The organism is Pseudomonas sp. GNP014, from assembly GCF_054344005.1.
Map to the genome: position 1 here is coordinate 6,136,803 of NZ_JBTGUS010000001.1, position 24,918 is coordinate 6,161,720.

20 protein-coding genes are annotated in these 24,918 nt (G+C 60.5%); 10 read left to right on the top strand and 10 right to left on the bottom strand.

All coding sequences use genetic code 11. From position 1 onward, the window contains the following. Positions 1 to 47: 47 nt before the first annotated feature. The 6 genes from ACXX9E_RS27610 (at position 48) to ACXX9E_RS27635 (ending at position 9,747) form a co-directional block, all read left to right on the top strand. Complete coding sequence (locus ACXX9E_RS27610) at positions 48 to 1,385, top strand: imelysin family protein (RefSeq protein ID WP_123466286.1); 1,338 nt, start codon at positions 48 to 50, stop codon at positions 1,383 to 1,385. Positions 1,386 to 1,679: 294 nt separating this feature from the next. Next, positions 1,680 to 3,107, top strand: a complete 1,428-nt coding sequence (locus tag ACXX9E_RS27615; protein WP_458556511.1) for a di-heme oxidoreductase family protein — start codon at positions 1,680 to 1,682, stop codon at positions 3,105 to 3,107. A gap of 26 nt (positions 3,108 to 3,133) precedes the next feature. After that, positions 3,134 to 4,198, top strand: a complete 1,065-nt coding sequence (locus ACXX9E_RS27620) for an imelysin family protein (RefSeq protein ID WP_458556512.1) — start codon at positions 3,134 to 3,136, stop codon at positions 4,196 to 4,198. A 14-nt stretch (positions 4,199 to 4,212) separates the two neighbouring features. Further along, complete coding sequence (locus ACXX9E_RS27625) at positions 4,213 to 5,313, top strand: DUF1513 domain-containing protein (protein ID WP_458556513.1); 1,101 nt, start codon at positions 4,213 to 4,215, stop codon at positions 5,311 to 5,313. A 236-nt stretch (positions 5,314 to 5,549) separates the two neighbouring features. Beyond that, positions 5,550 to 6,698, top strand: a complete 1,149-nt coding sequence (locus ACXX9E_RS27630) for an efflux RND transporter periplasmic adaptor subunit (RefSeq protein ID WP_186746749.1) — start codon at positions 5,550 to 5,552, stop codon at positions 6,696 to 6,698. 13 nt (positions 6,699 to 6,711) lie between these two features. After that, on the top strand, positions 6,712 to 9,747 hold the full coding sequence (locus ACXX9E_RS27635; protein ID WP_123466276.1) for a multidrug efflux RND transporter permease subunit: 3,036 nt from the start codon (positions 6,712 to 6,714) through the stop codon (positions 9,745 to 9,747). Positions 9,748 to 9,914: 167 nt separating this feature from the next. On the opposite strand, the gene ACXX9E_RS27640 is transcribed toward ACXX9E_RS27635, so the two are convergent. From ACXX9E_RS27640 to colR, 5 genes are all read right to left on the bottom strand, one after another. Continuing rightward, positions 9,915 to 10,142, bottom strand: a complete 228-nt coding sequence (locus tag ACXX9E_RS27640; protein WP_128616208.1) for a hypothetical protein — start codon at positions 10,140 to 10,142, stop codon at positions 9,915 to 9,917. A 2-nt stretch (positions 10,143 to 10,144) separates the two neighbouring features. After that, a complete protein-coding gene (locus ACXX9E_RS27645) occupies positions 10,145 to 10,861 on the bottom strand; it encodes a lipopolysaccharide kinase InaA family protein (protein ID WP_128616209.1) in 717 nt (238 codons plus the stop codon). A gap of 4 nt (positions 10,862 to 10,865) precedes the next feature. Next, positions 10,866 to 11,534, bottom strand: a complete 669-nt coding sequence (locus tag ACXX9E_RS27650) for a class I SAM-dependent methyltransferase (protein ID WP_123466270.1) — start codon at positions 11,532 to 11,534, stop codon at positions 10,866 to 10,868. A 152-nt stretch (positions 11,535 to 11,686) separates the two neighbouring features. Continuing rightward, a complete protein-coding gene (locus ACXX9E_RS27655) occupies positions 11,687 to 12,970 on the bottom strand; it encodes a sensor histidine kinase (RefSeq protein ID WP_186746747.1) in 1,284 nt (427 codons plus the stop codon). Then, positions 12,960 to 13,643: a two-component system response regulator ColR gene (colR, locus tag ACXX9E_RS27660; protein WP_186746745.1), complete on the bottom strand. Its 684-nt coding sequence runs from the start codon at positions 13,641 to 13,643 to the stop codon at positions 12,960 to 12,962. The genes ACXX9E_RS27655 and colR overlap by 11 nt, the downstream gene beginning before the upstream one ends. A gap of 200 nt (positions 13,644 to 13,843) precedes the next feature. Here colR and ACXX9E_RS27665 point away from each other — a divergent pair, with 200 nt between their 5' ends. Continuing rightward, a complete protein-coding gene (locus tag ACXX9E_RS27665) occupies positions 13,844 to 15,793 on the top strand; it encodes an LTA synthase family protein (protein WP_458556514.1) in 1,950 nt (649 codons plus the stop codon). A 53-nt stretch (positions 15,794 to 15,846) separates the two neighbouring features. Continuing rightward, positions 15,847 to 16,590, top strand: coding sequence for a phosphatase PAP2 family protein (locus ACXX9E_RS27670; protein WP_458556515.1), 744 nt, complete (start codon positions 15,847 to 15,849; stop codon positions 16,588 to 16,590). Positions 16,591 to 16,788: 198 nt separating this feature from the next. Here the strand turns inward: ACXX9E_RS27670 and groL are convergent, their stop codons facing one another. The 4 genes from groL to ACXX9E_RS27690 form a co-directional block, all read right to left on the bottom strand. Further along, entirely contained in the window at positions 16,789 to 18,435 is a 1,647-nt protein-coding gene (gene groL, locus ACXX9E_RS27675; RefSeq protein ID WP_222834404.1) for a chaperonin GroEL, read from the bottom strand. Between the two features lie 50 nt (positions 18,436 to 18,485). Further along, positions 18,486 to 18,779 carry a co-chaperone GroES gene (locus tag ACXX9E_RS27680; RefSeq protein WP_003227685.1) on the bottom strand — a complete coding sequence of 98 codons (294 nt, stop codon included), beginning with the start codon at positions 18,777 to 18,779 and terminating at the stop codon, positions 18,486 to 18,488. Between the two features lie 247 nt (positions 18,780 to 19,026). Continuing rightward, positions 19,027 to 19,503 (bottom strand): FxsA family protein, encoded by a 477-nt coding sequence (locus ACXX9E_RS27685; protein ID WP_123466262.1) that lies wholly within the window; start codon positions 19,501 to 19,503, stop codon positions 19,027 to 19,029. Positions 19,504 to 19,568: 65 nt separating this feature from the next. After that, the gene (locus ACXX9E_RS27690) at positions 19,569 to 20,300 is read right to left on the bottom strand and encodes a HugZ family pyridoxamine 5'-phosphate oxidase (protein WP_458556516.1); all 732 of its coding nucleotides are present in this window, start codon (positions 20,298 to 20,300) and stop codon (positions 19,569 to 19,571) included. A gap of 162 nt (positions 20,301 to 20,462) precedes the next feature. On the opposite strand from ACXX9E_RS27690, the gene ACXX9E_RS27695 reads away from it, so the two are divergent. Beyond that, positions 20,463 to 21,221 (top strand): SDR family oxidoreductase, encoded by a 759-nt coding sequence (locus ACXX9E_RS27695; protein WP_123466357.1) that lies wholly within the window; start codon positions 20,463 to 20,465, stop codon positions 21,219 to 21,221. A 130-nt stretch (positions 21,222 to 21,351) separates the two neighbouring features. Here the strand turns inward: ACXX9E_RS27695 and apbC are convergent, their stop codons facing one another. Then, positions 21,352 to 22,446, bottom strand: a complete 1,095-nt coding sequence (apbC, locus tag ACXX9E_RS27700; protein ID WP_123466258.1) for an iron-sulfur cluster carrier protein ApbC — start codon at positions 22,444 to 22,446, stop codon at positions 21,352 to 21,354. 380 nt (positions 22,447 to 22,826) lie between these two features. Between apbC and metG the strand changes: the two genes are divergently transcribed. Then, a complete protein-coding gene (gene metG / locus ACXX9E_RS27705; protein ID WP_123466256.1) occupies positions 22,827 to 24,878 on the top strand; it encodes a methionine--tRNA ligase in 2,052 nt (683 codons plus the stop codon). The last annotated feature ends 40 nt before the right edge of the window (positions 24,879 to 24,918 follow it).

Here is a 24,918-nt window from a genome sequence, read left to right on the forward strand (position 1 = left end):
GCGCCCCCAGCGCCTATCCATTCAACTACCGAAGCAGGATGTTCGCCATGATTCGTATGCCTCTGGCTACCGCCAGTCTGCTGGCCATCGCTATTTCCCTCGCCGGTTGCGGCGAAGGCAAAGACAAAGCCGCCGCGCCGACGCCAGCTGCCAGCACTACCGCGCCAGCGGCTGCGCCTGCCGCTGCCGGTAAAGTCGACGAAGCGGCCGCCAAGGCTGTGGTCGCGCACTATGCCGACATGGTCTTCGCCGTTTACAGCGATGCCGAATCCACCGCGAAAACCCTGCAAACCGCCGTCGACGCGTTTCTCGCCAAGCCGAACGCCGACACCCTGAAAGCCGCCAAGGCTGCCTGGGTTGCCGCGCGCGTGCCTTACCTGCAGAGCGAAGTGTTCCGCTTCGGCAACACCATCATCGACGACTGGGAAGGTCAGGTGAATGCCTGGCCACTGGACGAAGGCCTGATCGACTACGTCGACAAATCCTACGAACACGCGCTGGGTAACCCGGGCGCCACGGCCAACATCATCGCCAACACTGAAGTGCAGGTCGGCGAAGACAAGGTCGATGTAAAAGACATCACCCCGGAAAAACTCGCCAGCCTCAACGAGCTGGGCGGTTCCGAGGCGAACGTCGCCACCGGCTACCACGCCATCGAATTCCTGCTCTGGGGCCAGGACCTGAACGGCACCGGCCCGGGCGCAGGCAACCGTCCGGCGTCGGACTACCTGGAAGGCGCCGGCGCCACCGGCGGTCACAACGATCGTCGCCGTGCGTACCTGAAAGCCGTGACCCAACTGCTGGTCAGCGACCTGGAAGAAATGGTCGGCAACTGGAAACCGAACGTGGCCGACAACTACCGCGCTACCCTGGAAGCCGAGCCGGCTGAAACCGGTCTGCGCAAAATGCTCTTCGGCATGGGCAGCCTGTCGCTGGGCGAACTGGCGGGTGAGCGCATGAAGGTTTCCCTGGAAGCCAACTCCCCTGAAGACGAGCAGGACTGCTTCAGCGACAACACCCACAACTCGCACTTCTACGATGCCAAAGGCATTCGTAACGTGTACCTGGGCGAGTACACCCGTACCGACGGCACCAAAATGACCGGCGCCAGCCTGTCGTCGCTGGTGGCCAAGGCCGACCCGGCTGCCGACAACGCGCTGAAAGCCGATCTGGCCGCTACCGAAGCCAAAATCCAGGTCATGGTCGATCACGCCAACAAGGGCGAGCACTACGACCAGTTGATCGCTGCCGGCAACACTGCGGGCAACCAGATCGTGCGCGACGCCATCGCATCCCTGGTCAAGCAGACCGGTTCGATCGAAGCCGCTGCTGGCAAACTGGGCATCAGCGACCTGAACCCGGACAACGCTGATCACGAGTTCTGATCACAGCGTCTGCGTCAAAAAAAGGCGACCTGCGGGTCGCCTTTTTTCATGCCTGCTTTTTGCTGTAATGCTGATGACCTCATCGCTGGCAAGCCAGCTCCCACAGGGAATGGTGACTTACACGGATTCTGCAAACACCTCAAATCCTGTGGGAGCTGGCTTGCCAGCGATAGGGGCACCTCGGTCTCAAGTGAAACCCTGCCGTAAATCAAGTAAACGATAATTCCTCTTATTCAAACCCCCTCGCCCTGTTAGACTTTGCGCCTTTAATTTCGCCCGTCTGCAGGATGTCCGATGCCTTCGCTGTCGCTTCGCTTGTCCGCACTGCTTCTGGCCCTGGGCCTGAGTGCCTGTGATGACGCTCCGCGCTTTACCAAGGCTGAGCCTGGTGAAGCGCGTTCAGGCGGTGCAGCGACCGTGCGCAAGACCGATCAGAACGCCTTTTCCCTGCCCTCGGCCAACCTGCCGCCGTCGCGCCGGGTCGATTTCAGTGTCGGCAACAGTTTCTTCCGCAGCCCGTGGGTGATCGCACCATCGACCACCACTGCGCGGGACGGCCTCGGTCCGCTGTTCAACACCAACGCCTGCCAGAACTGCCACATCAAGGACGGTCGCGGCCATCCACCGACGCCGGACGCAGCCAATGCGGTGTCCATGCTGGTGCGCCTGTCGATTCCCGACGCGCCTGAATTTGCCAAACTCATCGAGCAGGTCGGCGTAGTGCCGGAGCCAGTCTACGGCGGCCAGTTCCAGGACATGGCGGTGCCCGGCGTCGTCCCCGAAGGCAAGGTGCGCGTCGAGTACACCCCGGTGCCGGTCCGCTTCAAGGACGGCACTGAAGTGGAGCTGCGTAAACCAGTGCTGCAGTTCACTCAGCTGGGCTACGGCCCGATGCACCCGGACACGCGTTTCTCCGCCCGGGTCGCGCCGCCGATGATCGGCCTCGGTTTGCTCGAAGCAATCCCGCAAGAGGCGATTCTCGCCAACGCCGCCGCGCAGGCGAAAGCGAACAACGGCATCAATGGCCGGCCGAATCAGGTCTGGGATGACGCGCAGCAGAAGACCGTCATGGGCCGGTTCGGCTGGAAAGCCGGGCAACCGAATCTCAATCAGCAGAATGTTCACGCGTTTTCCGGGGACATGGGCCTCACGACCAGCCTGCGCCCCTTCGATGACTGCACCAACGCGCAAACCGCCTGCAAACAGGCACCGAACGGCAATGGCCCGGGCGGCGAGCCGGAAGTCAGCGACAACATCCTGCGGCTGGTGCTGTTCTACAGCCGCAACCTCGCGGTGCCGGCGCGTCGTGGCGTCAATGATCCCGAGGTGCTGGCCGGCAAGAACCTGTTTTTCCAGGCCGGATGCCAGTCGTGCCACACCCCGAAATACACCACCGCCGCCAACGCGGCCGAACCTGAACTGGCCAATCAAGTGATTCGCCCGTACAGCGATCTGCTGCTGCATGACATGGGCGATGGTCTGGCCGACCACCGCACTGAATTCCAGGCCTCCGGCCGCGACTGGCGCACCCCGCCGTTGTGGGGCATCGGCCTGACGCAAGCGGTCAGCGGTCACACGCAGTTCTTGCATGACGGCCGCGCGCGCAATCTGCTCGAAGCCGTGCTCTGGCATGGCGGTGAAGCGCAGCAGGCGCAGCAACAGGTTTTGTCTTTCAACGCCGAACAGCGTGCCGCGCTGCTGGCGTTTCTGAACTCACTTTAAACACTTAAAAGAATCGGGAGCCCGACATGTTCCGTCCCAAGTTGTTGTTCACCAGCCTTGCCGCACTCGCCCTCGGCGCCTGCTCGCCGCAGGACCCGCAAGCGGTCACCTCGGCGGCCATCGCCAAATCGGTGATCCTGCCGACCTACACCCGTTGGGTCGAAGCCGACAGGCAACTGGCAGTCAGCGCCCTCGCCTACTGCCAGGGCAAGGAAACCCTGGAAACCGCCCGCGCCGACTTTCTCCACGCGCAGAAAGCCTGGGCCGAGCTGCAACCGTTGCTGATCGGGCCGCTGGCCGAGGGCAACCGTTCGTGGCAGGTGCAGTTCTGGCCGGACAAGAAAAACCTCGTCGGTCGTCAGGTCGAGCAACTGGTCGTCGCCCAGCCACAGATCGACGCCGCTGCCCTGGCCAAATCGAGCGTGGTGGTGCAAGGCCTGTCGGCTTACGAGTACATCCTGTTCGATGAAAAGCCTGACGTTGCCAATGCTGAACAGAAAGCCAAGTACTGCCCGCTGTTGATCGCCATCGGCGAACGCCAGAAGCAATTGGCCGAGGAGATTCTGCAGAGCTGGAACAACAGCGACGGCATGCTGGCGCAGATGAGCAAGTTCCCGAACCAGCGCTACGCCGACTCCCACGAAGCGATCGCCGATCTGCTGCGCGTGCAGGTCACCGCCCTCGACACGCTGAAGAAAAAGCTCGGCACGCCGATGGGCCGCCAGAGCAAGGGTGTGCCACAGCCGTTCCAGGCCGATGCATGGCGCAGCCAGGCGTCGCTGACCGCACTGGAAGCCAGCCTTGCCGCCGCCAAAACCGTCTGGGAAGGCGTCGACAACAAAGGCTTGCGCGGTCTGCTGCCGACCGAACAGAAACCGTTGGCGGACAAGATCGACGCCGCCTACGCCGCGTCGCTGGAACTGTTCGGCAGCACGCAGCGTTCGCTGACCGAAATGCTCCAGGACGACGCCGGGCGCCAGCAGCTCAACGACCTCTACGACAGCCTCAACGTCGTCCATCGCCTGCACGAAGGCGAACTGGCCAAGGCGTTGGGCATTCAACTGGGCTTCAACGCCAACGACGGTGACTGATGAGGACAAGTGCCATGCTGCGACGCCAGGCTCTGACTTTAGGTAGTGTGCTGCTGGGAGCAGTGACTCTGGGCGGCTGGACGCTGTTCAAGCGCAAGGATCAGAGCCCGTTGTTGCTCTCGGCGCGCGATGACACCGATGGCAAGCACTACGCCGTCGGCTATCGGCTGGACGGCACTCGCGTGTTCGCCACGCACGTCGGCCAGCGCTGTCACGACATCATCAATCACCCGACGCTGCCGATCGCGCTGTTCGTTGCCCGCCGGCCGGGCACCGAGAGCTACCTGATCGACCTGCGCGACGGGGCCTTGCTGCAGACCGTGACGTCGCAGCCGAACCGGCACTTCTACGGCCATGCGGTGGTGCACAAGGACGGCGAATACCTGTACGCCACCGAAAACGATACGACCGATCCGGGCCGCGGCCTGCTCGGGGTGTACCGGTTCGAAGGCGAGCGGCTGGTGCACAGCGGCGAGATTTCCACCCATGGCCTGGGCCCGCATCAGGTGTCGTGGATGCCGGACGGGGAAACCCTGGTGGTGGCCAACGGCGGGATTCGGACCGAAGCGGAAAGCCGCGTCGACATGAACCTCAATGCCATGGAACCGAGCCTGGTACTGATGCAGCGCGACGGCACCCTGCTGAGCAAGGAAACCCTCGCCCAGCAGATGAACAGCATACGTCACCTGGGCATCGCCAGCGACGGCACCATCGTCGCCGGTCAGCAATTCATGGGCGCGTCCCACGAGCGTTCCGAACTGCTGGCGATCAAGCGTCCAGGGCAGCCGTTCGTGGCGTTCCCGGTGCCGGATCACCAGTTGCAGTCGATGGGGCATTACACCGCCAGCGTCGCCGTACACAGCGAGCTGCGTCTGGTGGCGCTGACGGCGCCGCGTGGCAATCGGTTCTTTATCTGGGACCTGGACAGCGGCGAAGTGCGCCTCGAAGCGCCCTTGCCTGATTGCGCCGGTGTCGGCGCGGTGCAGGACGGGTTTGTCGTGACCTCAGGGCAAGGGCGTTGCCGCTACTACGATTGCCGCCAGAATGAACTGCTGGCCAAACCGCTGGAGCTGCCGGCGGGGCTCTGGGACAACCATCTGCATTTGATGGCGTGACGCGCCCCCTGTGGCGAGGGGGATTTATCCCCGTTGGGTGGCGAAGCCGCCCTAAAACCTGCAATCGCGGTATGACTGAAGGATTTAGGAGGCCGCTTCGCAGCCCAACGGGGATAAATCCCCTCGCCACAAGGTTCATACCCGACCTTCATGTAAAAACTGCCAGTTGGAATCCGCACCTGACTCGGAGTAATGTGCCCGCCTGTCTCACCTGATTTATCCAAGGAACTGGAAATATGCTGCGTCGCCGCATGCTGATCATGTTGGGTGTTGTCTTGTTGATCGTCCTGGTCCTGGGCGGGTACAAGGCCTTTTCGATCTACACAATGATCCAGGGCTTTTCCAAGCCGAAACCGCCCATCAGCGTCGCGGTGGCCACGGCTTACGAGCGGCCGTGGCAGATGCGTCTGCCCACGGTCGGCACACTGAAAGCGCTGCAAGGCGTCGAGCTGAGCCTGGAAGTCGCCGGCACCGTCACCGAACTCAAATTCGAATCCGGGCAGAAGGTCAAGGCCGGGCAACCGCTGCTGCAACTCGACAGCGCCGTCGAAACCGCCCTGCTGGAAACCGCCAGGGCCGACCTCGGTCTGGCGCAACTGGACTTCGGCCGCGGCAGCCAACTGGTCGACAGCCGGGCCATCTCCAAAGGCGAGTACGACCGGCTTTCGGCGGTTCTGCAAAAGAACAAGGCCACGGTCAACCAGCTCAATGCCTCCCTGGCGAAAAAACGCATCCTCGCGCCGTTCAGCGGCACCATCGGCATTCGTCAGGTCGACGTCGGCGATTACCTCGCCAGCGGCACCAAAATCGCCACCCTGCAGGACCTGAGCAGCCTCTACGCCGACTTCTATGTGCCCGAGCAATCGGTACCGAAACTGGCCATCGGCCAACCGGTGAATATCTCGGCCGCCGCTTACCCCGGCCAGGTCTTCCCGGGCAAGATCAGCGCGATCAACCCGATCGTCGAAAGCTCGACGCGTAACATTCTGGTGCGCGCCACCCTGGCCAACCCCGACGGCAAACTGCTGCCGGGCATGTTCGCCAGCCTCGATGTGCTGCTGCCCGATCCGCAGAAGCACATCGTGGTGCCGGAAAGCGCGATCACCTACACCCTCTACGGCAACTCGGTCTACGTGGTCGGCCAGAAGAAAGCCGCAGACGGCAGCGTCGAAAAGGACGACAAGGGCCAACCGGTGCTGATTGCCGAGCGACGCTTCATCGAAACCGGTGAACGCCGCGAGGGCCTGGTGATGATCAACAAGGGCGTGCAGAGCGGCGAACAAGTGGTGACGGCCGGCCAGATCAAACTGGACAACGGCGCCCATATTGCCATCAGCGAAGACAAGACCCTCGGCGAGCAGAACAGTCCGCCTCGCGCCGACTGATCAAGGAATTCCCATGGCTTTTACTGATCCGTTCATCCGCCGCCCGGTGCTCGCCACCGTGGTCAGCCTGTTGATTGTGCTGCTCGGCTTTCAGGCCTGGAGCAAGTTGCCCCTGCGCCAATACCCGCAAATGGAAAACGCCCTGATCACGGTGACCACGGCCTACCCCGGGGCCAACGCCGAAACCATTCAGGGTTACATCACCCAACCGATGCAGCAAAGCCTGGCCAGCGCCGAGGGCATCGACTACATGACGTCGGTCAGCCGGCAGAACTTCTCGGTGATTTCGATCTACGCACGTATCGGCTCCAACACCGATCGCCTCTTTACCGAGTTGCTGGCCAAGGCCAACGAGGTGAAAAACAAACTGCCGCAGGACGCTGAAGACCCGGTGCTGAGCAAGGAGTCCGCCGACGCCTCGGCGCTGATGTACATCAGCTTCTTCAGCAAGGACTTGAGCAACCCGCAGATCACCGACTACCTGTCACGGGTGATCCAGCCGAAACTCGCGACCCTGCCGGGCATGGCCGAAGCAGAGATTCTCGGCAATCAGGTGTTCGCCATGCGCCTGTGGCTCGACCCGGTGAAGCTCGCCGGTTTCGGCCTCAGCGCCAGCGACGTGACCAATGCGGTGCGCCAGTACAACTTCCTCTCCGCCGCCGGCGAGGTGAAAGGCGAGTACGTGGTCACCAGCATCAACGCCAACACCGAACTGAAATCCGCCGAGGCTTTTGCGGCGATTCCGCTCAAGGTCAGTGGCGACAGCCGCGTGCTGCTCGGCGATGTCGCGCGGGTGGAGATGGGCGCGGAAAACTACGACTCGATCAGTTCGTTCGGCGGCACGCCGTCGGTGTACATCGGCATCAAGGCCACGCCCGGCGCCAACCCGCTGGACGTGATCAAGGAAGTGCGCAAGCTGATGCCCGAGCTGGAAGCGCAGCTGCCGCCGAACCTCAAGAGCGAGATTGCCTACGACGCCACCCTGTTCATTCAGGCCTCCATCGACGAGGTAGTGAAAACCCTGTTCGAAGCGGTACTGATCGTGATTGTCGTAGTGTTTCTGTTCCTCGGCGCGTTGCGTTCGGTGGTGATTCCGGTGGTGACCATTCCGTTGTCGATGATCGGCGTGATGTTCTTCATGCAGATGATGGGCTACTCAATGAACCTGCTGACGCTGCTGGCAATGGTGCTGGCCATCGGTCTGGTGGTGGACGATGCGATTGTCGTGGTGGAAAACATCCACCGGCACATCGAGGAAGGCAAGACGCCGTTTGATGCGGCCCTGGAAGGTGCGCGGGAAATCGCCATGCCGGTGGTGTCGATGACCATCACCCTGGCCGCGGTGTACGCGCCGATCGGCTTCCTCACCGGTCTGACCGGCGCGCTGTTCAAGGAGTTTGCGCTGACCCTCGCCGGGGCGGTGGTGATCTCCGGGATCGTCGCCCTGACCCTGTCGCCGATGATGTGCGCACTTCTGCTGCGTCACGAAGAAAACCCCAGTGGCCTCGCCCACCGTCTCGACCGCATTTTCGACCGTCTCAAGCGCCGCTATCAAAGCATGCTGCATGGCACGCTGAACACGCGGCCGGTGGTGCTGGTGTTCGCGGTGATCGTGCTGTGCCTGATTCCGGTATTTCTCAAGTTCGCCAAGTCGGAACTGGCGCCGGACGAAGACCAGGGCATCATTTTCATGATGGCCACCGCGCCGCAGCCGACCAACCTCGATTACCTGAGCACCTACACCGACGAGTTCATCAAGATCTTCAAGGAATTCCCCGAGTACTATTCCTCGTTCCAGATCAACGGCTACAACGGCGTGCAGGCGGGCATTGGCGGGTTCCTGCTCAAGCCATGGAACGAACGCAGCCGCACACAGATGCAAATCCTCCCCGAGGTGCAGGGCAAACTGGAAGGCATCCCGGGCCTGCAGATTTTCGGCTTCAACCTGCCGTCCCTGCCTGGCACCGGTGAAGGCTTGCCGTTCGAGTTTGTGGTCAACACCGCCAACGACTACGAATTGCTGCTGCAAGTGGCCGACCGGATCAAGAAGCGCGCGATGGAGTCGGGCAAGTTCGCCTTCGTCGACCTCGATCTGGCGTTCGACAAACCCGAGGTGGTGGTCGATATCGACCGCGCCAAAGCCGCACAAATGGGCGTGTCGATGCAGGATTTGGGGGGCACGCTGGCGACGTTGCTGGGTGAAGCGGAAATCAACCGGTTCACCATCGAGGGGCGCAGTTACAAGGTCATTGCTCAGGTTGAACGCCCCTTCCGCGACAACCCGGACTGGCTGAACAATTACTACGTGAAAAACACCCAGGGCGAGTTACTGCCGCTGTCGACTCTGATCAAGGTCAGCGACCGCGCACGACCGCGCCAGCTCAATCAGTTCCAGCAACTCAATGCGGCGAAGATCTCCGGTTTTCCGCTGGTGAGCATGGGTGAAGCCATCGACACCGTTCTGCAGATCGCCCGGGAAGAAGCGCCGGCCGGTTTTGCCTTCGACTATGGCGGTGCGTCACGCCAGTTCGTTCAGGAAGGCAGCGCGTTGTGGGTGACGTTTGCACTCGCGCTGGCGATCATTTTTCTGGTGCTGGCGGCGCAGTTCGAGAGTTTCCGCGATCCGCTGGTGATTCTGGTGACGGTGCCGTTGTCGATCTGCGGGGCGCTGATTCCGCTGTTCCTTGGGTGGTCGAGCATGAACATCTACACCCAGGTGGGGCTGGTGACGCTGATCGGCCTGATCAGTAAACACGGCATCCTGATCGTCGAATTCGCCAACCAGTTGCGCAAGGACAAAGGCCTGACAGTGCGTGAAGCCGTTGAGGAAGCGGCAGCGATTCGTTTACGGCCGGTGTTGATGACCACTGCAGCGATGGTGTTTGGCATGGTGCCGTTGATTCTCGCCACCGGTGCCGGCGCGGTCAGCCGTTTTGATATCGGCATGGTGATTGCCACGGGGATGTCGATCGGCACGTTGTTTACGCTGTTCGTCTTGCCATGCGTTTACACCCTGCTGGCGAAACCCGATCCCACACCAACCGCATAATCCCCTGTAGGAGTGAGCCTGCTCGCGATAGCGGTCTGTCAGTTAATAATGATTTGAATGACACACCGCTATCGCGATCAGGCTCACGCCTACCAGGGATCTGTGTCGTGTCGGGCATAAAAAAAGGCCTCGCATCTGCGAGGCCTTTCAGGTGGGCTTCAATCGGTTCAACTCTGCGGCCTCATTCCTTGGGAAAGTCCGAACATGAACAACAACAAATCATGGTCGGGCTTGGTCGCCACGGAGGCTTTGGCCACCCGTGGGATCGAACAATGGGCGTCGCTGGTAGACGCCCCAATGACCTGCATGCGTGGCTGCTCCCAGGCAGCCACCGCCAGTGATGCAACTGCCAAGGCTCCAACCAAAAACAAACCTCGTGCAATTTCGAGTTTCATCGCTATAAACCTTTGATAGCGCTGCCAAACGCCGTCTCATAAAAGTAGACGAGTTTTTTCCAGTCCGCGTCGCGGAACGACGAGTGGCGGCGTAATTGCTTCATGTCGTGAGAGGCAGCGCGATAGGCAGTCAGACGCTGGCGACATTTCTCCAGGTCGATCAGGGCTACTTCAACCTTGGCCGATTCGCCTTCGCCGGTGACCCGCACGAACACATGTTTGATGTAGATGCAGCTGTGCTGCCAACGGCCCTTGTGCATGCGCGCCAGATTCTCGGCGAGGTCCTTGAGCACACGCTCATAAACGACGTCGCCGCACTGATCACGCCCGCCGGCAGAAGCCAGCCAGTGTTCCAGCTCCTGGAAACCGTCCAGGGACTTGGTCACCAGCAACGCACGCCACTTGTGCTGCGGGTCGGGCTGGGTACCACAGAAAACGATTTGCGGCACGCGCACGCCAAGCTTGCTCACGCCGGTCAGGGCATCCAGCTCACGCAATACCGTCGGCCGTCCGAACGGGTGCAACCAGCTGCGATAGATATGACCGGTCTGGCGCTTGGCATACAGCAGTTGACCATCGCGTCCAACGACCCGCTGGACTCCACTTTCGCCACCGCGCCGCACGTTGGGTTCTTCCACCCACTCACCGCGCTGGTTCCAGTAAAAGTCAAAGCGATCTTGCGGAGCGACGTCCGTTTCTGCTGCAAATTGCACTGCCATCCTGCTACCTCTTGCGTAATACGTAAACTCGCCACATGGCGTAGAGCGGAATAAAGTCCAGTTGTTCCTGAATTCGAAACCCTGCTTCCTCGAATTCCTTTTCGACCGTAGCGGCCGGTAACACAAAGCGATTCTGGTATTGCCGTTTGTCACGCTTCTGCTCGGCGCGTTGACGCTTCCACGCCTTGAAATTGCCGTCGACCCACAGCGAAACAATCACGCTGTCGCGGGTCACGCGCTCAAATTCACGCAGAATCGTGCGCCGATGCTCGGCCTCACCGATGTGATGCAGCAGTCGCATGCAAAAAATGCTGTCGACGGCGTTATCCGGCAAGGCGATGTCGAACGCAGACGTGTGCAAGGGTTGTACCCGTTTCACCACGTCAGCCGGTTGCGACGCCATGGCCGTCTTGATCATCGACTCGGAATTGTCCGCGCCGATGATCACCCGATTGGTTTTTTCACCCAGCAATGGCCAGAAACGCCCCGCCCCACAAGGCAGGTCCAGCACCAGTCCTGGCTCGCCGACCAACGCCAGCGCCTTGCGGGCCAGCTGTTCGTCACGCCAGTGAGAAAGACGACGACCAAGGCTTTCCTTGTGCTTGCGCAGATATTTCTGGGCATGCTGATCGTCATATTTTTCGGAAAAATCGAGCTTGATCGGGCCGGCCATCACCAGGACTCCTGAGTTACTGATGCCACCACCATAGGCAGCGGCGTGTCAGCGTCAGGTCATCCCTTTGTGAAAAAAACGTCGGGTCTACCGGCAAAGTATTACAGAGTTATACAGGATTTAGACAGCTTCGAGGGAGTAGCCTAGAGCCACTACGTGCGTCGAGGCGCCCCAAGATCCACCTCGAAGCGGCAGCCATTGGGCGTCATCGTGCTCAAATTGACCGTCCAGCCCTGGTTTTCACAGATCCGTTGCACCAGAGACAGGCCGAGCCCAAGGCCTTCACCACGGTTTTCCGTGCCACGCACGAAAGGCTGGAACATGGCTTCGCGTTTTTCTTCCGGAATGCCCACACCGGAGTCTTCCACCACAAACCCGTTGGCGGTAAGGGTCAGGCGAATAAAGCCCTGATCGGTGTAATGGCAAGCGTTGCGCAACAGGTTGCCCATCACCGCGGTCAGCAACGTTGCGTTGTAACAGGTGTCCGGCGGGTTGCCGGGTTCGAACTGCAACCTCAGCCCCTTGCTTTCAATCGGCTCGCGCCATACGCACAACAGGCTGTCAGCCACTTGCGCAATATTCTGCTGCAGCGCCACCCCGGCGTTTTCGCGCTGGGCACGGGCGAGCATCAGGAAGGTCTGCACCAACTCGCGCATTTCCTCGCTGGCCCGGGCGATACGTTCCACCTGAGAACGACCGCGTTGATCAATGGCCGGATTCTCCAGCAGCAGTTCGCAAGAGCTGGCCAGCACCATCAAGGGGGTGCGCAGTTCGTGACTGACGTCGCTGGTGAATAATCTTTCACGGGTCAGGGCCTGACGCAGGCGACCGAGGGTGGCGTCGAACGCCACCGCCAGTTCGCCGACTTCGTCAGCCGCGTAGTCGGGGGCGAGCGGCGGCGCCAGCCCGAGCAACTGATCGCGGTGGCGAACCTGACGCGCCAGACGCACCACCGGCGCCATCACTTTGCGCGCAAGCACCCAGCCGAGGAATACCGCCAACGCCAGACTGAGCACAAAGCCCACCAGCACGACGGCAAACAGCACACGCTCGCGCTCTTCGAAATCGCTCTGATCCTGCAGCAGCACATATCGCCGGCCGTCGACGATTTCGACCATGGCGTGATACGACAACTGTTCGCGGAAGACTTCATGGAAGCCCGCATCCAGGTGACGCAAATCCTTGGGTAACTCGAAATCACCTGGCCCGCCGCTGAAATAGAACAACTGGTCCGGCTCGGGCCGATGGCTCCAGTCCGAGACGTTGTCCATCAGCAACAGGCGCTGCAGATCGCCACCCAACCCTGCCGAAATCAGTTTCTCCTCCACCAGATGCACCGTCGCCACGATGCCCATGGCAAAGGCGCCGGCTACCAGCGCGCTCATCAACGCAAAGGCAATGATGATCCGCTGGGAAAGGCTTTGCTTAAACTCCATCACGCCCCTCGGCCAAGCGGTAACCCACGCCGTGCACGGTATGCAGCAATGGTTTTTCGAACGGTTTGTCGATCACCTGACGCAATTGGTGGACGTGGCTGCGCAGGCTGTCGCTGTCCGGGCAATCATCGCCCCACAGCGCTTCTTCGAGAATTTCCCGCCGCAGCACGTGCGGGCTCTTCTGCATCAACACCGCCAGCAACTTGAGGCCGACCGGGTTGAGCTTGAGCAGTTTGCCTTCGCGGGTCACTTCCAGGGTGTCCAGGTCGTAGTTCAGATCGCCGACCTGCAACGCCCGGCGACCACCGCCCTGGGTGCGGCGCATCACCGCCTCGACCCGTGCCGCCAGTTCGGACAGGGCGAACGGTTTGACCAGGTAATCGTCGGCGCCGGACTTGAAACCCTGCAAGCGGTCGTCGAGTTGATCGCGAGCGGTGAGCATGATCACCGGCGTGTCACGACGGGCGTCTTCACGCAGGCGCTTGCACAGGGTGTAGCCATCAATGCCCGGCAGCATGATATCGAGCACGATCAGGTCGTAATGTTCGGTGGCTGCCAGATGCAGGCCCGACAGACCGTCCTGGGCACAATCGACTGTGTAGCCTTTGAGCCCCAGATAATCGGCCAGATTGGCCAGGATGTCGCGGTTGTCTTCGACCAATAGAATTCGCATGGGCACCTCCTCCGTACACAGTAACGGCCGTCATGGCCCGCGCAGCTTAAGGCCAGATTCTCCCCAGAGCTAGGGTTGAGCGTTTCGCGACTCAACTCTCTCGAGCATATTCAAGTCTTAACAATTTTTTCACTATAGGTTCACAACCTGGCGACAGTGACGCCGCGACACTCCCGCGCCATCGTAAAAGGAAGCAGACTATGGATTTTTTCAAGACGGCGCCCCTGCGCCTGCTGCTGTTGATTACCGGCGCCTGGCTGCTGATATTTTTCCTGACCCGGACCATTCTGCTCCTGACTCATCTGGATGAGGCCGGTGGCGTTGCCCTGTCGGTGTTCGGCATTGGTTTGCTGTATGACCTGGGTTTCCTTGCCTATGCGGCGCTGCCGTTGGGCCTGTATCTGTTGCTGTGCCCATCGGCCTTGTGGCGCCGCCGCGGTCATCGCTGGTTCCTGCGAGGGCTGCTGACCGTCAGCCTGTTCGTCATGCTGTTCGTGTCGGTGGCCGAATGGCTGTTCTGGGATGAGTTCGGCGTGCGCTTCAACTTCATCGCCGTGGACTACCTGGTGTACTCCGATGAAGTGCTGAACAATGTGCTCGAGTCGTACCCGATCGGCACCCTGCTGAGCATTCTGGCGCTGCTGGCCATTGGCATCAGCTTCGCGTTGCGCAAGCCGTTCAATGCGGCGCTGAATGCGCCACTGCCGCCGTTGCGCAAACGCCTGCTCAATGCGCTGGCGCTGCTGCTGGTGACCGGTCTCAGTCTGCAACTGCTCAGCCAGGACGCACCGCGCGCCCAAGGCGGCAATGCCTACCAGAACGAACTGGCGAGCAACGGCCCTTATCAGTTCTTCGCGGCCTTTCGTAACAATGAGCTGGATTACAGCCAGTTCTACAGCAGCCGCTCGTCAGAAGAGGTGGCCCGGCAGATTCGCGCTGAACTGAACGAGCCCAACGCCCGCTTCATCGGTCAGGATCCGCAGGATATTCGCCGGGTGATCGACAACCCCGGCACGGCACGCACGCCCAACATCGTGCTGGTGACCATCGAAAGCCTCAGCGCCAAGTACCTGGGCAGCAACGGTGACAAGCGCGATCTGACCCCGCACCTCGATGCGCTGCGCAAACAGAGCCTGTATTTCAATAATTTCTACGCCACCGGCACCCGTACCGACCGTGGCCTGGAAGCCATCACCCTGGCCATTCCACCGACGCCGGGCCGCTCGATCGTCAAACGCATCGGCCGCGAAAGCGGGTTCGCCAGCCTGGGTCAGCAATTGAGTGCGGTAGGCTATGACAGCGTATTCGTCTACGGCGGGCGCGGTTACTTCGACAACATGAACGCGTTCTTCAGCGGTAACGGTTATCGCGTGGTCGATCAGAGCAGCGTCGACGAGGCCGAAATCCACTTCAAGAACGCCTGGGGCATGGCCGACGAGGACCTGTACACGCAAACCCTGAAACTGGCCGATGCCGATTTCGCCAAGGGCCAGCCGTTTCTGTTGCAGTTGATGACCACCTCCAACCATCGCCCGTACACCTACCCGGACAACCGCATCGACATCAAGTCCGGCAACGGTCGCGACGGCGCGGTGAAGTACACCGACTACGCCATCGGCCAGTTCCTTGAGCAGGCGCGCCAGAAACCGTGGTTCGACAACACGATCTTCATCTTCGTCGCCGACCACACCGCCGGTAGCGCCGGCAAGGAAGACCTGCCGATCGCCAACTATCAGATTCCGCTGTTCATTTATGCACCGAAGCTGATCGAACCACGCGAAAACGGCCAACTGGCCAGCCAGATCGACCTCGCGCCGACCCTGCTGGGCTTGCTGAACATGGATTACCAGTCGACGTTCTTCGGGCGCAACCTGCTGCAGGAAAACCCGTTGCCGCCACGGGTGGTGGTTGGCAACTACCAGCATCTGGGGCTGTTCGACGGCAAGGATCTGGCCATTCTCAGCCCGCGCCAGGGCTTGCGCCGACACGACGATGCGCTGACTGAAAGCCGTGAATCCCGGGCGACCAGCGATGACCCGCTGATCAGCCGCGCCATCACCTACTACCAAACCGCCAGTTATGGCTTCAAACATCAGCTGCTTGGCTGGAAAGCATCCAAGGAGGGTGCGCCGCAAGTCAGCGAACGTTAATCGAAGCGCCCCGGGCCGATGCACCGGGGCGTTTTTTTTGCTCAGGATCCAACATGTCATCAAACGTTGTGCGCCCCACCCCTCGCCCGTTGAATCCGTGGCTTTATCTGGGCATTCCCGCTGTTGCAGCGCTCATGCTGATCTTGCTGGAAACCACCGACCTGGACATGGTCCTGGCGCAAATGTTCTACGACCCGGTGGCGGGAAAGTTCATCGGCCGGCACAGCTTCTTCCTTGAAAACATCCTGCACGACCGCGCCAAACAGGTCGTGATCGGGTTTTCGGTGTTTGCCATACTGGGTTTTATCGGCGCGTTTCTCATCGGCCGGCTCAAGCCGTTCAGGCGCGAACTGGGTTGCCTGGTGCTCTCACTCGGCCTGGCCACGTCATTCGTCACACCGATGAAAGCGGTGACGGCGGTGCAATGCCCATGGAGCCTGGAGCAATTCGGCGGCCACGAAACCTACAGCAAACTGCTCGACCATCGCCCGCCCACCGACAATCCCGGCCGTTGCTGGCCCGGTGGTCATGCGGCGACCGGTTTCACCCTGTTTGCGCTGTTCTTTGTGCTGCGTGACAGACGTCCGCGTCTGGCCCGACAGGCGTTCATCTTTGCCTTTGCCCTGGGCTCGGTGTTCTCGATCAGCCGGATGATGCAGGGTGCGCACTTCTTTTCGCACAACGTGTGGACGGCGATTTTCTGTTGGCTGATTTGCCTGGGGTCGTATTACTGGGTGCTGTATCGCCCGACGGTGAAAGCTGAGGCCGTCGTCAAGGCACAACCGGTCAGCGCCTGATCTGACGCTATCGCTGGCAAGCCAGCTCCCACAATGTCCAAGGTGAAACACGTATTGGGTGAACACCATAGATCCTTGTGGGAGCTGGCTTGCCAGCGATGGCCGCACCTCGGTCTCAAGCCAACACTAAATCGAAGGCAATAAAAAACCCCGCTGGCTTTCGCCAGCGGGGTTTTGCGTTACAGGGGTAAGGCTGGCTTACATCATGCCGCCCATGCCACCCATGCCGCCCATGTCTGGCATACCGCCGCCAACCGAGCCTTCTTTCTTCGGTGCATCAGCAACAGCGGCTTCGGTGGTCAGGATCAGACCGCCGATCGAGGCTGCAGCTTGCAGAGCGGAACGGGTTACCTTGGTTGGGTCCAGGATGCCCATTTCGATCATGTCGCCGTATTCGCCGGAAGCAGCGTTGTAACCGAAGTTACCTTTGCCGTTCTTCACTTCGTTGACGACTACGCTTGGCTCGTCACCGGAGTTGGCAGCGATCTGACGCAGCGGCGCTTCAACAGCGCGACGCAGCACAGCGATACCGACGTTCTGGTCAGCGTTGTCGCCGGTCAGTTCGGTCAGGGCTTCCAGAGCGCGGATCAGCGCAACGCCACCGCCAGGTACCACGCCTTCTTCAACGGCTGCGCGGGTTGCGTGCAGGGCGTCTTCAACGCGGGCTTTCTTCTCTTTCATTTCAACTTCGGAACCAGCGCCAACCTTGATCACCGCAACGCCGCCGGACAGCTTGGCCAGACGCTCTTGCAGTTTTTCACGGTCGTAGTCCGAGGAAGTCTCGGCAACCTGAGCACGGATCTGAGCGATACGCGCCTGGATGTCGCCTTCAACGCCAGCACCGTCAACGATGATGGTGTTTTCCTTGGACAGGGTGACACGCTTGGCGTTACCCAGGTGCTCCAGAGTGGTGCTTTCCAGGCTCAGGCCGATTTCTTCGGAGATCACGGTACCGCCGGTCAGAACGGCGATGTCCTGCAGCATGGCCTTGCGACGGTCGCCGAAACCTGGAGCCTTGACGGCTGCGACTTTAACGATGCCACGCATGTTGTTCACAACCAGAGTCGCCAGGGCTTCGCCTTCAACGTCTTCGGCCACGATCAGCAGTGGGCGGCCGGCTTTGGCAACGGCTTCCAGCACTGGCAGCATTTCGCGGATGTTCGAGATCTTCTTGTCGACCAGCAGGATCAGCGGGCCGTCGAGCTCGGCCACCATGGTGTCTGGCTTGTTGACGAAGTACGGGGACAGGTAGCCACGGTCGAACTGCATGCCTTCTACAACCGACAGTTCGTTTTCCAGGCCCGAGCCTTCTTCAACGGTGATCACGCCTTCTTTACCGACTTTTTCCATGGCTTCGGCAATGATGTCGCCGATGGAGTTGTCGGAGTTGGCGGAGATGGTGCCGACCTGAGCGATCGCCTTGGTGTCAGCGCATGGCTTGGACAGGGCTTTCAGCTCTTTGACGATCGCGATGGTCGCTTTGTCGATACCGCGCTTGAGGTCCATCGGGTTCATGCCGGCAGCGACGGCTTTCAGGCCTTCGTTGACGATCGACTGAGCCAGAACGGTAGCGGTGGTAGTACCGTCACCGGCGTCATCGTTGGCACGGGAGGCAACGTCTTTGACCAGCTGCGCGCCCATGTTTTCGAAGCGATCTTCGAGCTCGATTTCCTTGGCGACGGAAACGCCGTCCTTGGTGATGGTCGGAGCGCCGAAGCTCTTCTCGAGGATCACGTTACGGCCTTTCGGGCCCAGGGTCGCTTTTACCGCGTCAGCCAGAACGTTGACGCCTTTGAGCATCTTGGAGCGGGCGGCATCGCCGAATTTAACTTCTTTAGCAGCCATGATCGATATTCCTTAAATACTTTGTAGTAGCGGGAAAATGAGCGGGGAAATCAGCCTTCCAGTACAGCGAGAATCTCGTTCTCAGCCATTACCAGCAGGTCTTCGCCGTCGACTTTCACAGTGTTGCTGCCGGAGTAAGGACCGAACACAACCTTGTCACCGACTTTAACGGCCAGCGCACGCACTTCACCGTTTTCCAGAGTCTTGCCTGGGCCTGCAGCGACAATCACACCGTGGTTGGCTTTTTCAGCAGCCGAACCTGGCAGGACGATACCGCCAGCGGTTTTCTTTTCTTCTTCGCTGCGACGGATAACGACGCGGTCATGCAGAGGACGAAGCTTCATTGTCGATCTCTCCTAATTGTGGTTTTCATCGGCCGGTGTAGTCCCGGCGGGTTTAACAAATCCGGCCTGCGCCGGTTGCGATTCGTCGAGCGAACCGCGGAAGTCTGTCCGACTCAATGCCGGAAACCTTTCGGTGACCGATACATAAGGGCGCATAAGGTTATTACAAGGGCGAGGTCAGAATTTTTTTCACGATCAGACCCCATAAACGAACACGGCACCCGAAGGTGCCGTGTCGATGCAGACGTTACTTGCTGTCGCGGTGTTCGTACTCGCCTTCGATGACATTCGGCTCACGCCCCAGCGGTTCGCGTGGAGCAGGCCCGCCACGGGGTTGCAGGTCATCGGCAAAGGCACGCTGGCGCATGGCTTGGTCTTCGGCGCGTTGACGCATTTTGTTCGCCAGCAGACGACGGGTGAACGGCAGCAGCATCACCAGACCGACCACGTCGCTGATGAAGCCCGGCAGGATCAACAGGCCACCGGCCAGGGCGAGCATCAGGCCTTCAAGCATGGTTTGCGCAGGCAGTTCGCCGCGGTTCAGGCTTTCACGGGCACGCAGGGCGGTGGCCAGACCGGCGATACGCAGCACGAACACGCCGAACATCGAGCCAAGAATGATCAGCAGCAGGGCCGGGAAAAACCCGATAGCCCCTGCCACTTTGACGAATACGAACAGCTCCAGCACCGGAAACAGCAGAAAGAGCAACAAAAAAGGGCGCATCAAAGATTCCTCAACGCAAGAAATGCCTTGCAGTAAGCCTTAGATGACGTCGCCCTTTCGTGAATTCAAGCATCGGCCTCAGCATTATTTGGCCAGACCTCGGCGTGAGCCAGAGAAACCAAGGCCTCGCGCACTTGTATCGGCGTGTGACAAGGCGCTTGAAACGGCAACCAGTGCAGCGCCTGACCGATGCGCAAGTGCATGCCTTCGCTGTCGATCCCGGCCAGTTGCGCCGGCGCCGTCTGCGGCAGGCCGGCGAGTTCCACGTAGTGGGCGATGGCCTTGGCGTGATCGCTGTTCATGTGCTCGACCATGCTGATTTCAGCCTTGCCGGCGAAGGGGTTGGCCAGGGTCAGTTGCTCGACCCAGTGGATCGCGCCGAAACCGCCAATGTAGCGATGACGCACAGGATTAAGCACCCAGAAGTCGAAATCGTGGGCCTTGTGGTAGTTCTGCGAATCGGGGAAATAGCGGTAGTAACGCTCGGCGGCGGCTTCGATGGCGGCTGGCTCTTCGAGCTTTTGCGCCTCGGCCAGATAGGTCAGGCGACCGACGGCCTGCACGTCGTCGGCCTCACGCTCGCCCACCAGCAACGAGCATTTCGGGTCTTTTTGCAGGTTGTGGGTGTGCTGGGCGATGCGGCTGATCAGGATCAGCGGGCGACCCTGTTCATCCAGGCAATAGGGAACCACGGAGCCGAACGGGAAACCGGGCATTGATTTGGAGTGGGTGGACAATACGCCACGGTATTCCTTGAGAAGCAATTCTCGGGCATTCTTGGCCGCTTCAACGCTCAATTTATGACTCCTTATATATAATCCGTCGAAAAAACGGACAGGCGCCCGGAGATAAGTCCCGGTCACGCCATCGGGCTATGCTCATGTGCAACCGGCCACGGCCGGTACAGATCGAGCGGCGCCAATAATAAAAACCACTCAGACCGGCATCGGGGCATGCGCATGCAACTCAACGACAAAGTAATCATTATCACCGGCGGTTGCCAGGGTTTGGGCCGTTCCATGGCCGAGTATTTCGCCGCCAAGGGCGCGAAGCTCGCACTGGTCGATTTGAACCAGGAAAAACTCGATGCTGCGGTCGCGGCCTGCAAGGCCAAGGGCGTCGAGGCCCGCAGCTATCTGTGCAACGTGGCCAATGAAGAACAGGTCGAGCATATGGTCGCGCAAGTGGCCGCCGATTTCGGTGCAATCCACGGCCTGATCAACAACGCCGGGATCCTCCGTGACGGCCTGCTGCTCAAGGTCAAGGACGGCGAAATGACCAAGATGAGCCTGGCCCAGTGGCAGGCAGTGATCGACGTCAACCTGACCGGCGTGTTCCTGTGCACCCGTGAAGTCGCGGCGAAAATGGTCGAGCTGAAGAACAGTGGCGCGATCATCAACATCTCGTCGATTTCGCGCGCCGGCAACGTCGGCCAGACCAACTATTCCGCCGCCAAGGCCGGCGTGGCAGCAGCCACCGTGACCTGGGCCAAGGAACTGGCGCGTTACGGCATTCGCGTCGCGGGCATTGCCCCCGGCTTCATCGAAACCGAGATGACCCTGGGCATGAAGCCGGAAGCACTGGAGAAAATGACTTCGGGGATTCCGCTCAAGCGCATGGGCAAACCGGAAGAGATCGCCCATTCGGCGGCGTACATCTTCGAGAACGACTACTACACCGGACGGATTCTGGAGATGGATGGCGGCTTGCGCATCTAACCGCCCAACACAAAAACCAGTGTGGGAGCGAGCCTGCTCGCGAATGCGGTGGTTCAGTCAACCTATTCGTTGAATGTGAATCCGCTATCGCTGGCAGGCCAGCTCCCACAGTTGATCGTGTTTCAGGCCATCAATCGTCGCTGATGGTGATGTTCGGCATCGCCGGTGTCGCCGCTTCCTGCAACACAATCCGCGCACCGACGTGGCGAGCCAGTTCCTGATAGACCATGGCGATCTGGCTGTCCGGCTCGGCGATCACCGTCGGCTTGCCGCCATCGGCCTGCTCGCGGATCAGCATCGACAGCGGCAGCGAGGCCAGCAGCTCGACGCCGTATTGACTCGCCAGCTTCTCACCGCCGCCCTCACCGAACAGATGCTCGGCATGACCGCAGTTCGAGCAGATGTGCACCGCCATGTTTTCCACCACGCCCAGCACCGGAATGTTGACCTTGCGGAACATTTCCACGCCTTTGCGCGCGTCGAGCAGTGCCAGATCCTGTGGCGTGGTGACAATCACCGCGCCAGCCACCGGGACCTTCTGCGCCAGGGTCAACTGGATGTCGCCGGTGCCTGGCGGCATGTCGATGACCAGATAATCCAGATCGCCCCACGCGGTTTGCGTGACCAGTTGCAGCAGTGCGCCCGAGACCATCGGCCCACGCCAGACCATCGGCGTGTTGTCGTCGGTCAGGAACGCCATCGACATGACTTCGACACCGTGGGCCTTGAGCGGCACGAACCACTTCTGATCCTTGATTTCAGGACGGGTGCGCTCGGGGATGCCAAACATGATCCCTTGGCTCGGGCCATAGATGTCGGCGTCGAGAATCCCGACCTTGGCGCCTTCGCGGGCCAGTGCCAGCGCAAGGTTGGCAGCGGTGGTCGACTTGCCCACGCCGCCCTTGCCGGAGGCCACGGCGACGACGTTCTTGACATTGGCCAGCCCCGGAATCTGTGCCTGGGCCTTGTGCGCGGCGATCACACTGTTGACCTCGACCTTGGCCGAGACGACGCCGTCGAGGTTTTCGATGGCCAGTTGCAGCATTTGCGCCCAGCCACTTTTGAACAGACCGGCGGCATAGCCGATTTCCAGCTCAACCCTGACGCGCTCGCCATCAATCTCGATGTGCTTCACGCAACCGGCGCTGACCGGGTCCTGGTTCAGGTAAGGGTCGGTGTATTGGCTGAGGACGGCTTCCACCGCTGCGCGAGTGACGGCACTCATGGGCAACTCCGATAACAAGACTGGGAATAGATGGCGGGTATCCTACCCTGCGGGTTCGTTTCTGGTCAGGCGATTTATAGCCAGACGCATTACTTGAGCCGGAAAGCACTGTAGTCAGGGGATTTATCCCCGACCGGTTGCGCAGCAGTCGTGAAACCATTGAACGCGGTTTACCTGATTGACCGAGTTGTCTGGTTTTGGGGTAGCTTCGCCACCCATCGGGGATAAATCCCCTCGCCACAGCGCCCCACTGCCATCAAAAGGTTTCATAGGCTGGGATTAAGTGATTGGTGTATCCGGAAACAGGCGCACAGGGTGAAAAATATGCGCCAGCGCTTTATAGTGGCCGACCTCCGTTTCATCAAGTAGCGAAGCCCCACATGTCCGAACCACGCAAGATCCTCGTCACCAGCGCCCTGCCCTACGCCAACGGTTCGATCCACCTTGGCCACATGCTGGAATATATCCAGACCGATATGTGGGTGCGCTTCCAGAAGCATCGCGGCAATCAATGCATTTATGTCTGCGCCGACGACGCCCACGGTTCGGCGATCATGCTGCGCGCGGAAAAGGAAGGCATCACCCCGGAACAACTGATCGCCAACGTGCAGGCTGAACACAGCGCCGACTTTGCCGAGTTCCTGGTCGACTTCGACAACTTCCACTCCACTCACGCCGAAGAAAACCGTGAGCTGTCGAGCCAGATCTACCTGAAACTGCGTGACGCCGGGCACATCGCCCAACGTTCGATCACCCAGTATTTCGACCCGGAAAAGAAAATGTTCCTGGCCGACCGCTTCATCAAGGGCACCTGCCCGAAATGCGGCACCGAAGACCAGTACGGCGACAACTGCGAAAAATGCGGTGCGACCTACGCCCCGACTGACCTGAAGGATCCGAAGTCGGCGATCTCCGGCGCCACCCCGGTGCTCAAGGATTCCCAGCACTTCTTCTTCAAACTGCCAGACTTCCAGCAGATGCTGCAGACCTGGACGCGCAGCGGCACCCTGCAGGACGCCGTCGCCAACAAGATCGCCGAATGGCTGGACGCCGGCCTGCAACAGTGGGACATCTCCCGCGATGCGCCGTATTTCGGTTTCGAGATCCCCGACGAGCCGGGCAAGTACTTCTACGTGTGGCTGGACGCGCCGATCGGCTACATGGCGAGCTTCAAGAACCTCTGCAACCGTACGCCTGAGCTGGACTTCGACGCGTTCTGGGGCAAGGACTCCACCGCCGAGCTCTACCACTTCATCGGCAAGGACATCGTCAACTTCCACGCGCTGTTCTGGCCCGCCATGCTCGAAGGCGCCGGTTTCCGCAAGCCGACCGGGATCAACGTGCACGGCTACCTGACCGTCAACGGCCAGAAGATGTCCAAGTCCCGCGGCACCTTCATCAAGGCCCGGACCTACCTGGATCACCTGTCGCCGGAATACCTGCGCTACTACTACGCGGCCAAACTGGGCCGTGGCGTCGATGACCTCGACCTGAACCTCGAAGACTTCGTGCAGAAGGTCAACTCCGACCTGGTCGGCAAAGTGGTCAACATCGCCAGCCGTTGCGCCGGTTTCATTCATAAAGGCAACGGCGGCCTGCTGGTCGACAACAATGCCGCGCCAGAGCTGACCGAGGCGTTCCTCGCTGCTGCGCCAAGCATTGCCGACGCCTATGAAGCCCGCGACTTCGCCCGCGCCATGCGTGAAACCATGGCCCTGGCCGACCGCGCCAATGCGTGGATCGCCGACAAGGCCCCGTGGTCGCTGAACAAGCAGGAAGGCAAGCAGGATGAAGTCCAGGCGATCTGCGCCACCGGCATCAACCTGTTCCGCCAACTGGTGATCTTCCTCAAACCGGTGCTGCCGCTGCTGGCCGCCGATGCCGAGGCGTTCCTCAACGTCGCCCCGCTGACCTGGAACGACCACACCACCCTGCTGGCCAATCATCAGTTGAACGAATTCAAACCGTTGATGACCCGCATCGACCCGGTAAAAGTACAAGCCATGACCGACGCCTCGAAAGAAGACCTGACCGCCAGCCAGACCGACACCGGTGCCGCCGCATCGGCGGGCAACGGCGAGCTGGCCAAGGATCCGCTGTCGCCGGAAATCGACTTCGACACTTTTGCCGCCGTAGACCTGCGCGTCGCCCTGATCGTCAAGGCTGAACACGTCGAAGGCGCGGACAAGCTGCTGCGCCTGACGCTGGACATCGGCGACGAGCAGCGCAACGTGTTCTCCGGAATCAAGAGCGCCTACCCGGACCCGTCGAAACTCGACGGTCGCCTGACCATGATGATCGCCAACCTCAAGCCACGGAAAATGAAGTTCGGCATCTCCGAAGGCATGGTGATGGCGGCAGGTCCCGGCGGTGAAGAAATCTACCTGCTGAGCCCGGACAGCGGCGCCAAGCCGGGTCAACGCATCAAGTAAGGCCCAGCGGTAAAACGATCCCACAGGCATGTTCTGCAAG

Coding starts and splice junctions, on each gene's coding strand:
- ACXX9E_RS27610 (WP_123466286.1), top strand. CDS start 48: ATGATTCGTATGCCTCTGGCTACCGCCAGTCTGCTGGCCATCGCTATT.
- ACXX9E_RS27615 (WP_458556511.1), top strand. CDS start 1,680: ATGCCTTCGCTGTCGCTTCGCTTGTCCGCACTGCTTCTGGCCCTGGGC.
- ACXX9E_RS27620 (WP_458556512.1), top strand. CDS start 3,134: ATGTTCCGTCCCAAGTTGTTGTTCACCAGCCTTGCCGCACTCGCCCTC.
- ACXX9E_RS27625 (WP_458556513.1), top strand. CDS start 4,213: ATGCTGCGACGCCAGGCTCTGACTTTAGGTAGTGTGCTGCTGGGAGCA.
- ACXX9E_RS27630 (WP_186746749.1), top strand. CDS start 5,550: ATGCTGCGTCGCCGCATGCTGATCATGTTGGGTGTTGTCTTGTTGATC.
- ACXX9E_RS27635 (WP_123466276.1), top strand. CDS start 6,712: ATGGCTTTTACTGATCCGTTCATCCGCCGCCCGGTGCTCGCCACCGTG.
- ACXX9E_RS27640 (WP_128616208.1), bottom strand. CDS start 10,142: ATGAAACTCGAAATTGCACGAGGTTTGTTTTTGGTTGGAGCCTTGGCA.
- ACXX9E_RS27645 (WP_128616209.1), bottom strand. CDS start 10,861: ATGGCAGTGCAATTTGCAGCAGAAACGGACGTCGCTCCGCAAGATCGC.
- ACXX9E_RS27650 (WP_123466270.1), bottom strand. CDS start 11,534: ATGGCCGGCCCGATCAAGCTCGATTTTTCCGAAAAATATGACGATCAG.
- ACXX9E_RS27655 (WP_186746747.1), bottom strand. CDS start 12,970: ATGGAGTTTAAGCAAAGCCTTTCCCAGCGGATCATCATTGCCTTTGCG.
- colR (WP_186746745.1), bottom strand. CDS start 13,643: ATGCGAATTCTATTGGTCGAAGACAACCGCGACATCCTGGCCAATCTG.
- ACXX9E_RS27665 (WP_458556514.1), top strand. CDS start 13,844: ATGGATTTTTTCAAGACGGCGCCCCTGCGCCTGCTGCTGTTGATTACC.
- ACXX9E_RS27670 (WP_458556515.1), top strand. CDS start 15,847: ATGTCATCAAACGTTGTGCGCCCCACCCCTCGCCCGTTGAATCCGTGG.
- groL (WP_222834404.1), bottom strand. CDS start 18,435: ATGGCTGCTAAAGAAGTTAAATTCGGCGATGCCGCCCGCTCCAAGATG.
- ACXX9E_RS27680 (WP_003227685.1), bottom strand. CDS start 18,779: ATGAAGCTTCGTCCTCTGCATGACCGCGTCGTTATCCGTCGCAGCGAA.
- ACXX9E_RS27685 (WP_123466262.1), bottom strand. CDS start 19,503: ATGCGCCCTTTTTTGTTGCTCTTTCTGCTGTTTCCGGTGCTGGAGCTG.
- ACXX9E_RS27695 (WP_123466357.1), top strand. CDS start 20,463: ATGCAACTCAACGACAAAGTAATCATTATCACCGGCGGTTGCCAGGGT.
- apbC (WP_123466258.1), bottom strand. CDS start 22,446: ATGAGTGCCGTCACTCGCGCAGCGGTGGAAGCCGTCCTCAGCCAATAC.
- metG (WP_123466256.1), top strand. CDS start 22,827: ATGTCCGAACCACGCAAGATCCTCGTCACCAGCGCCCTGCCCTACGCC.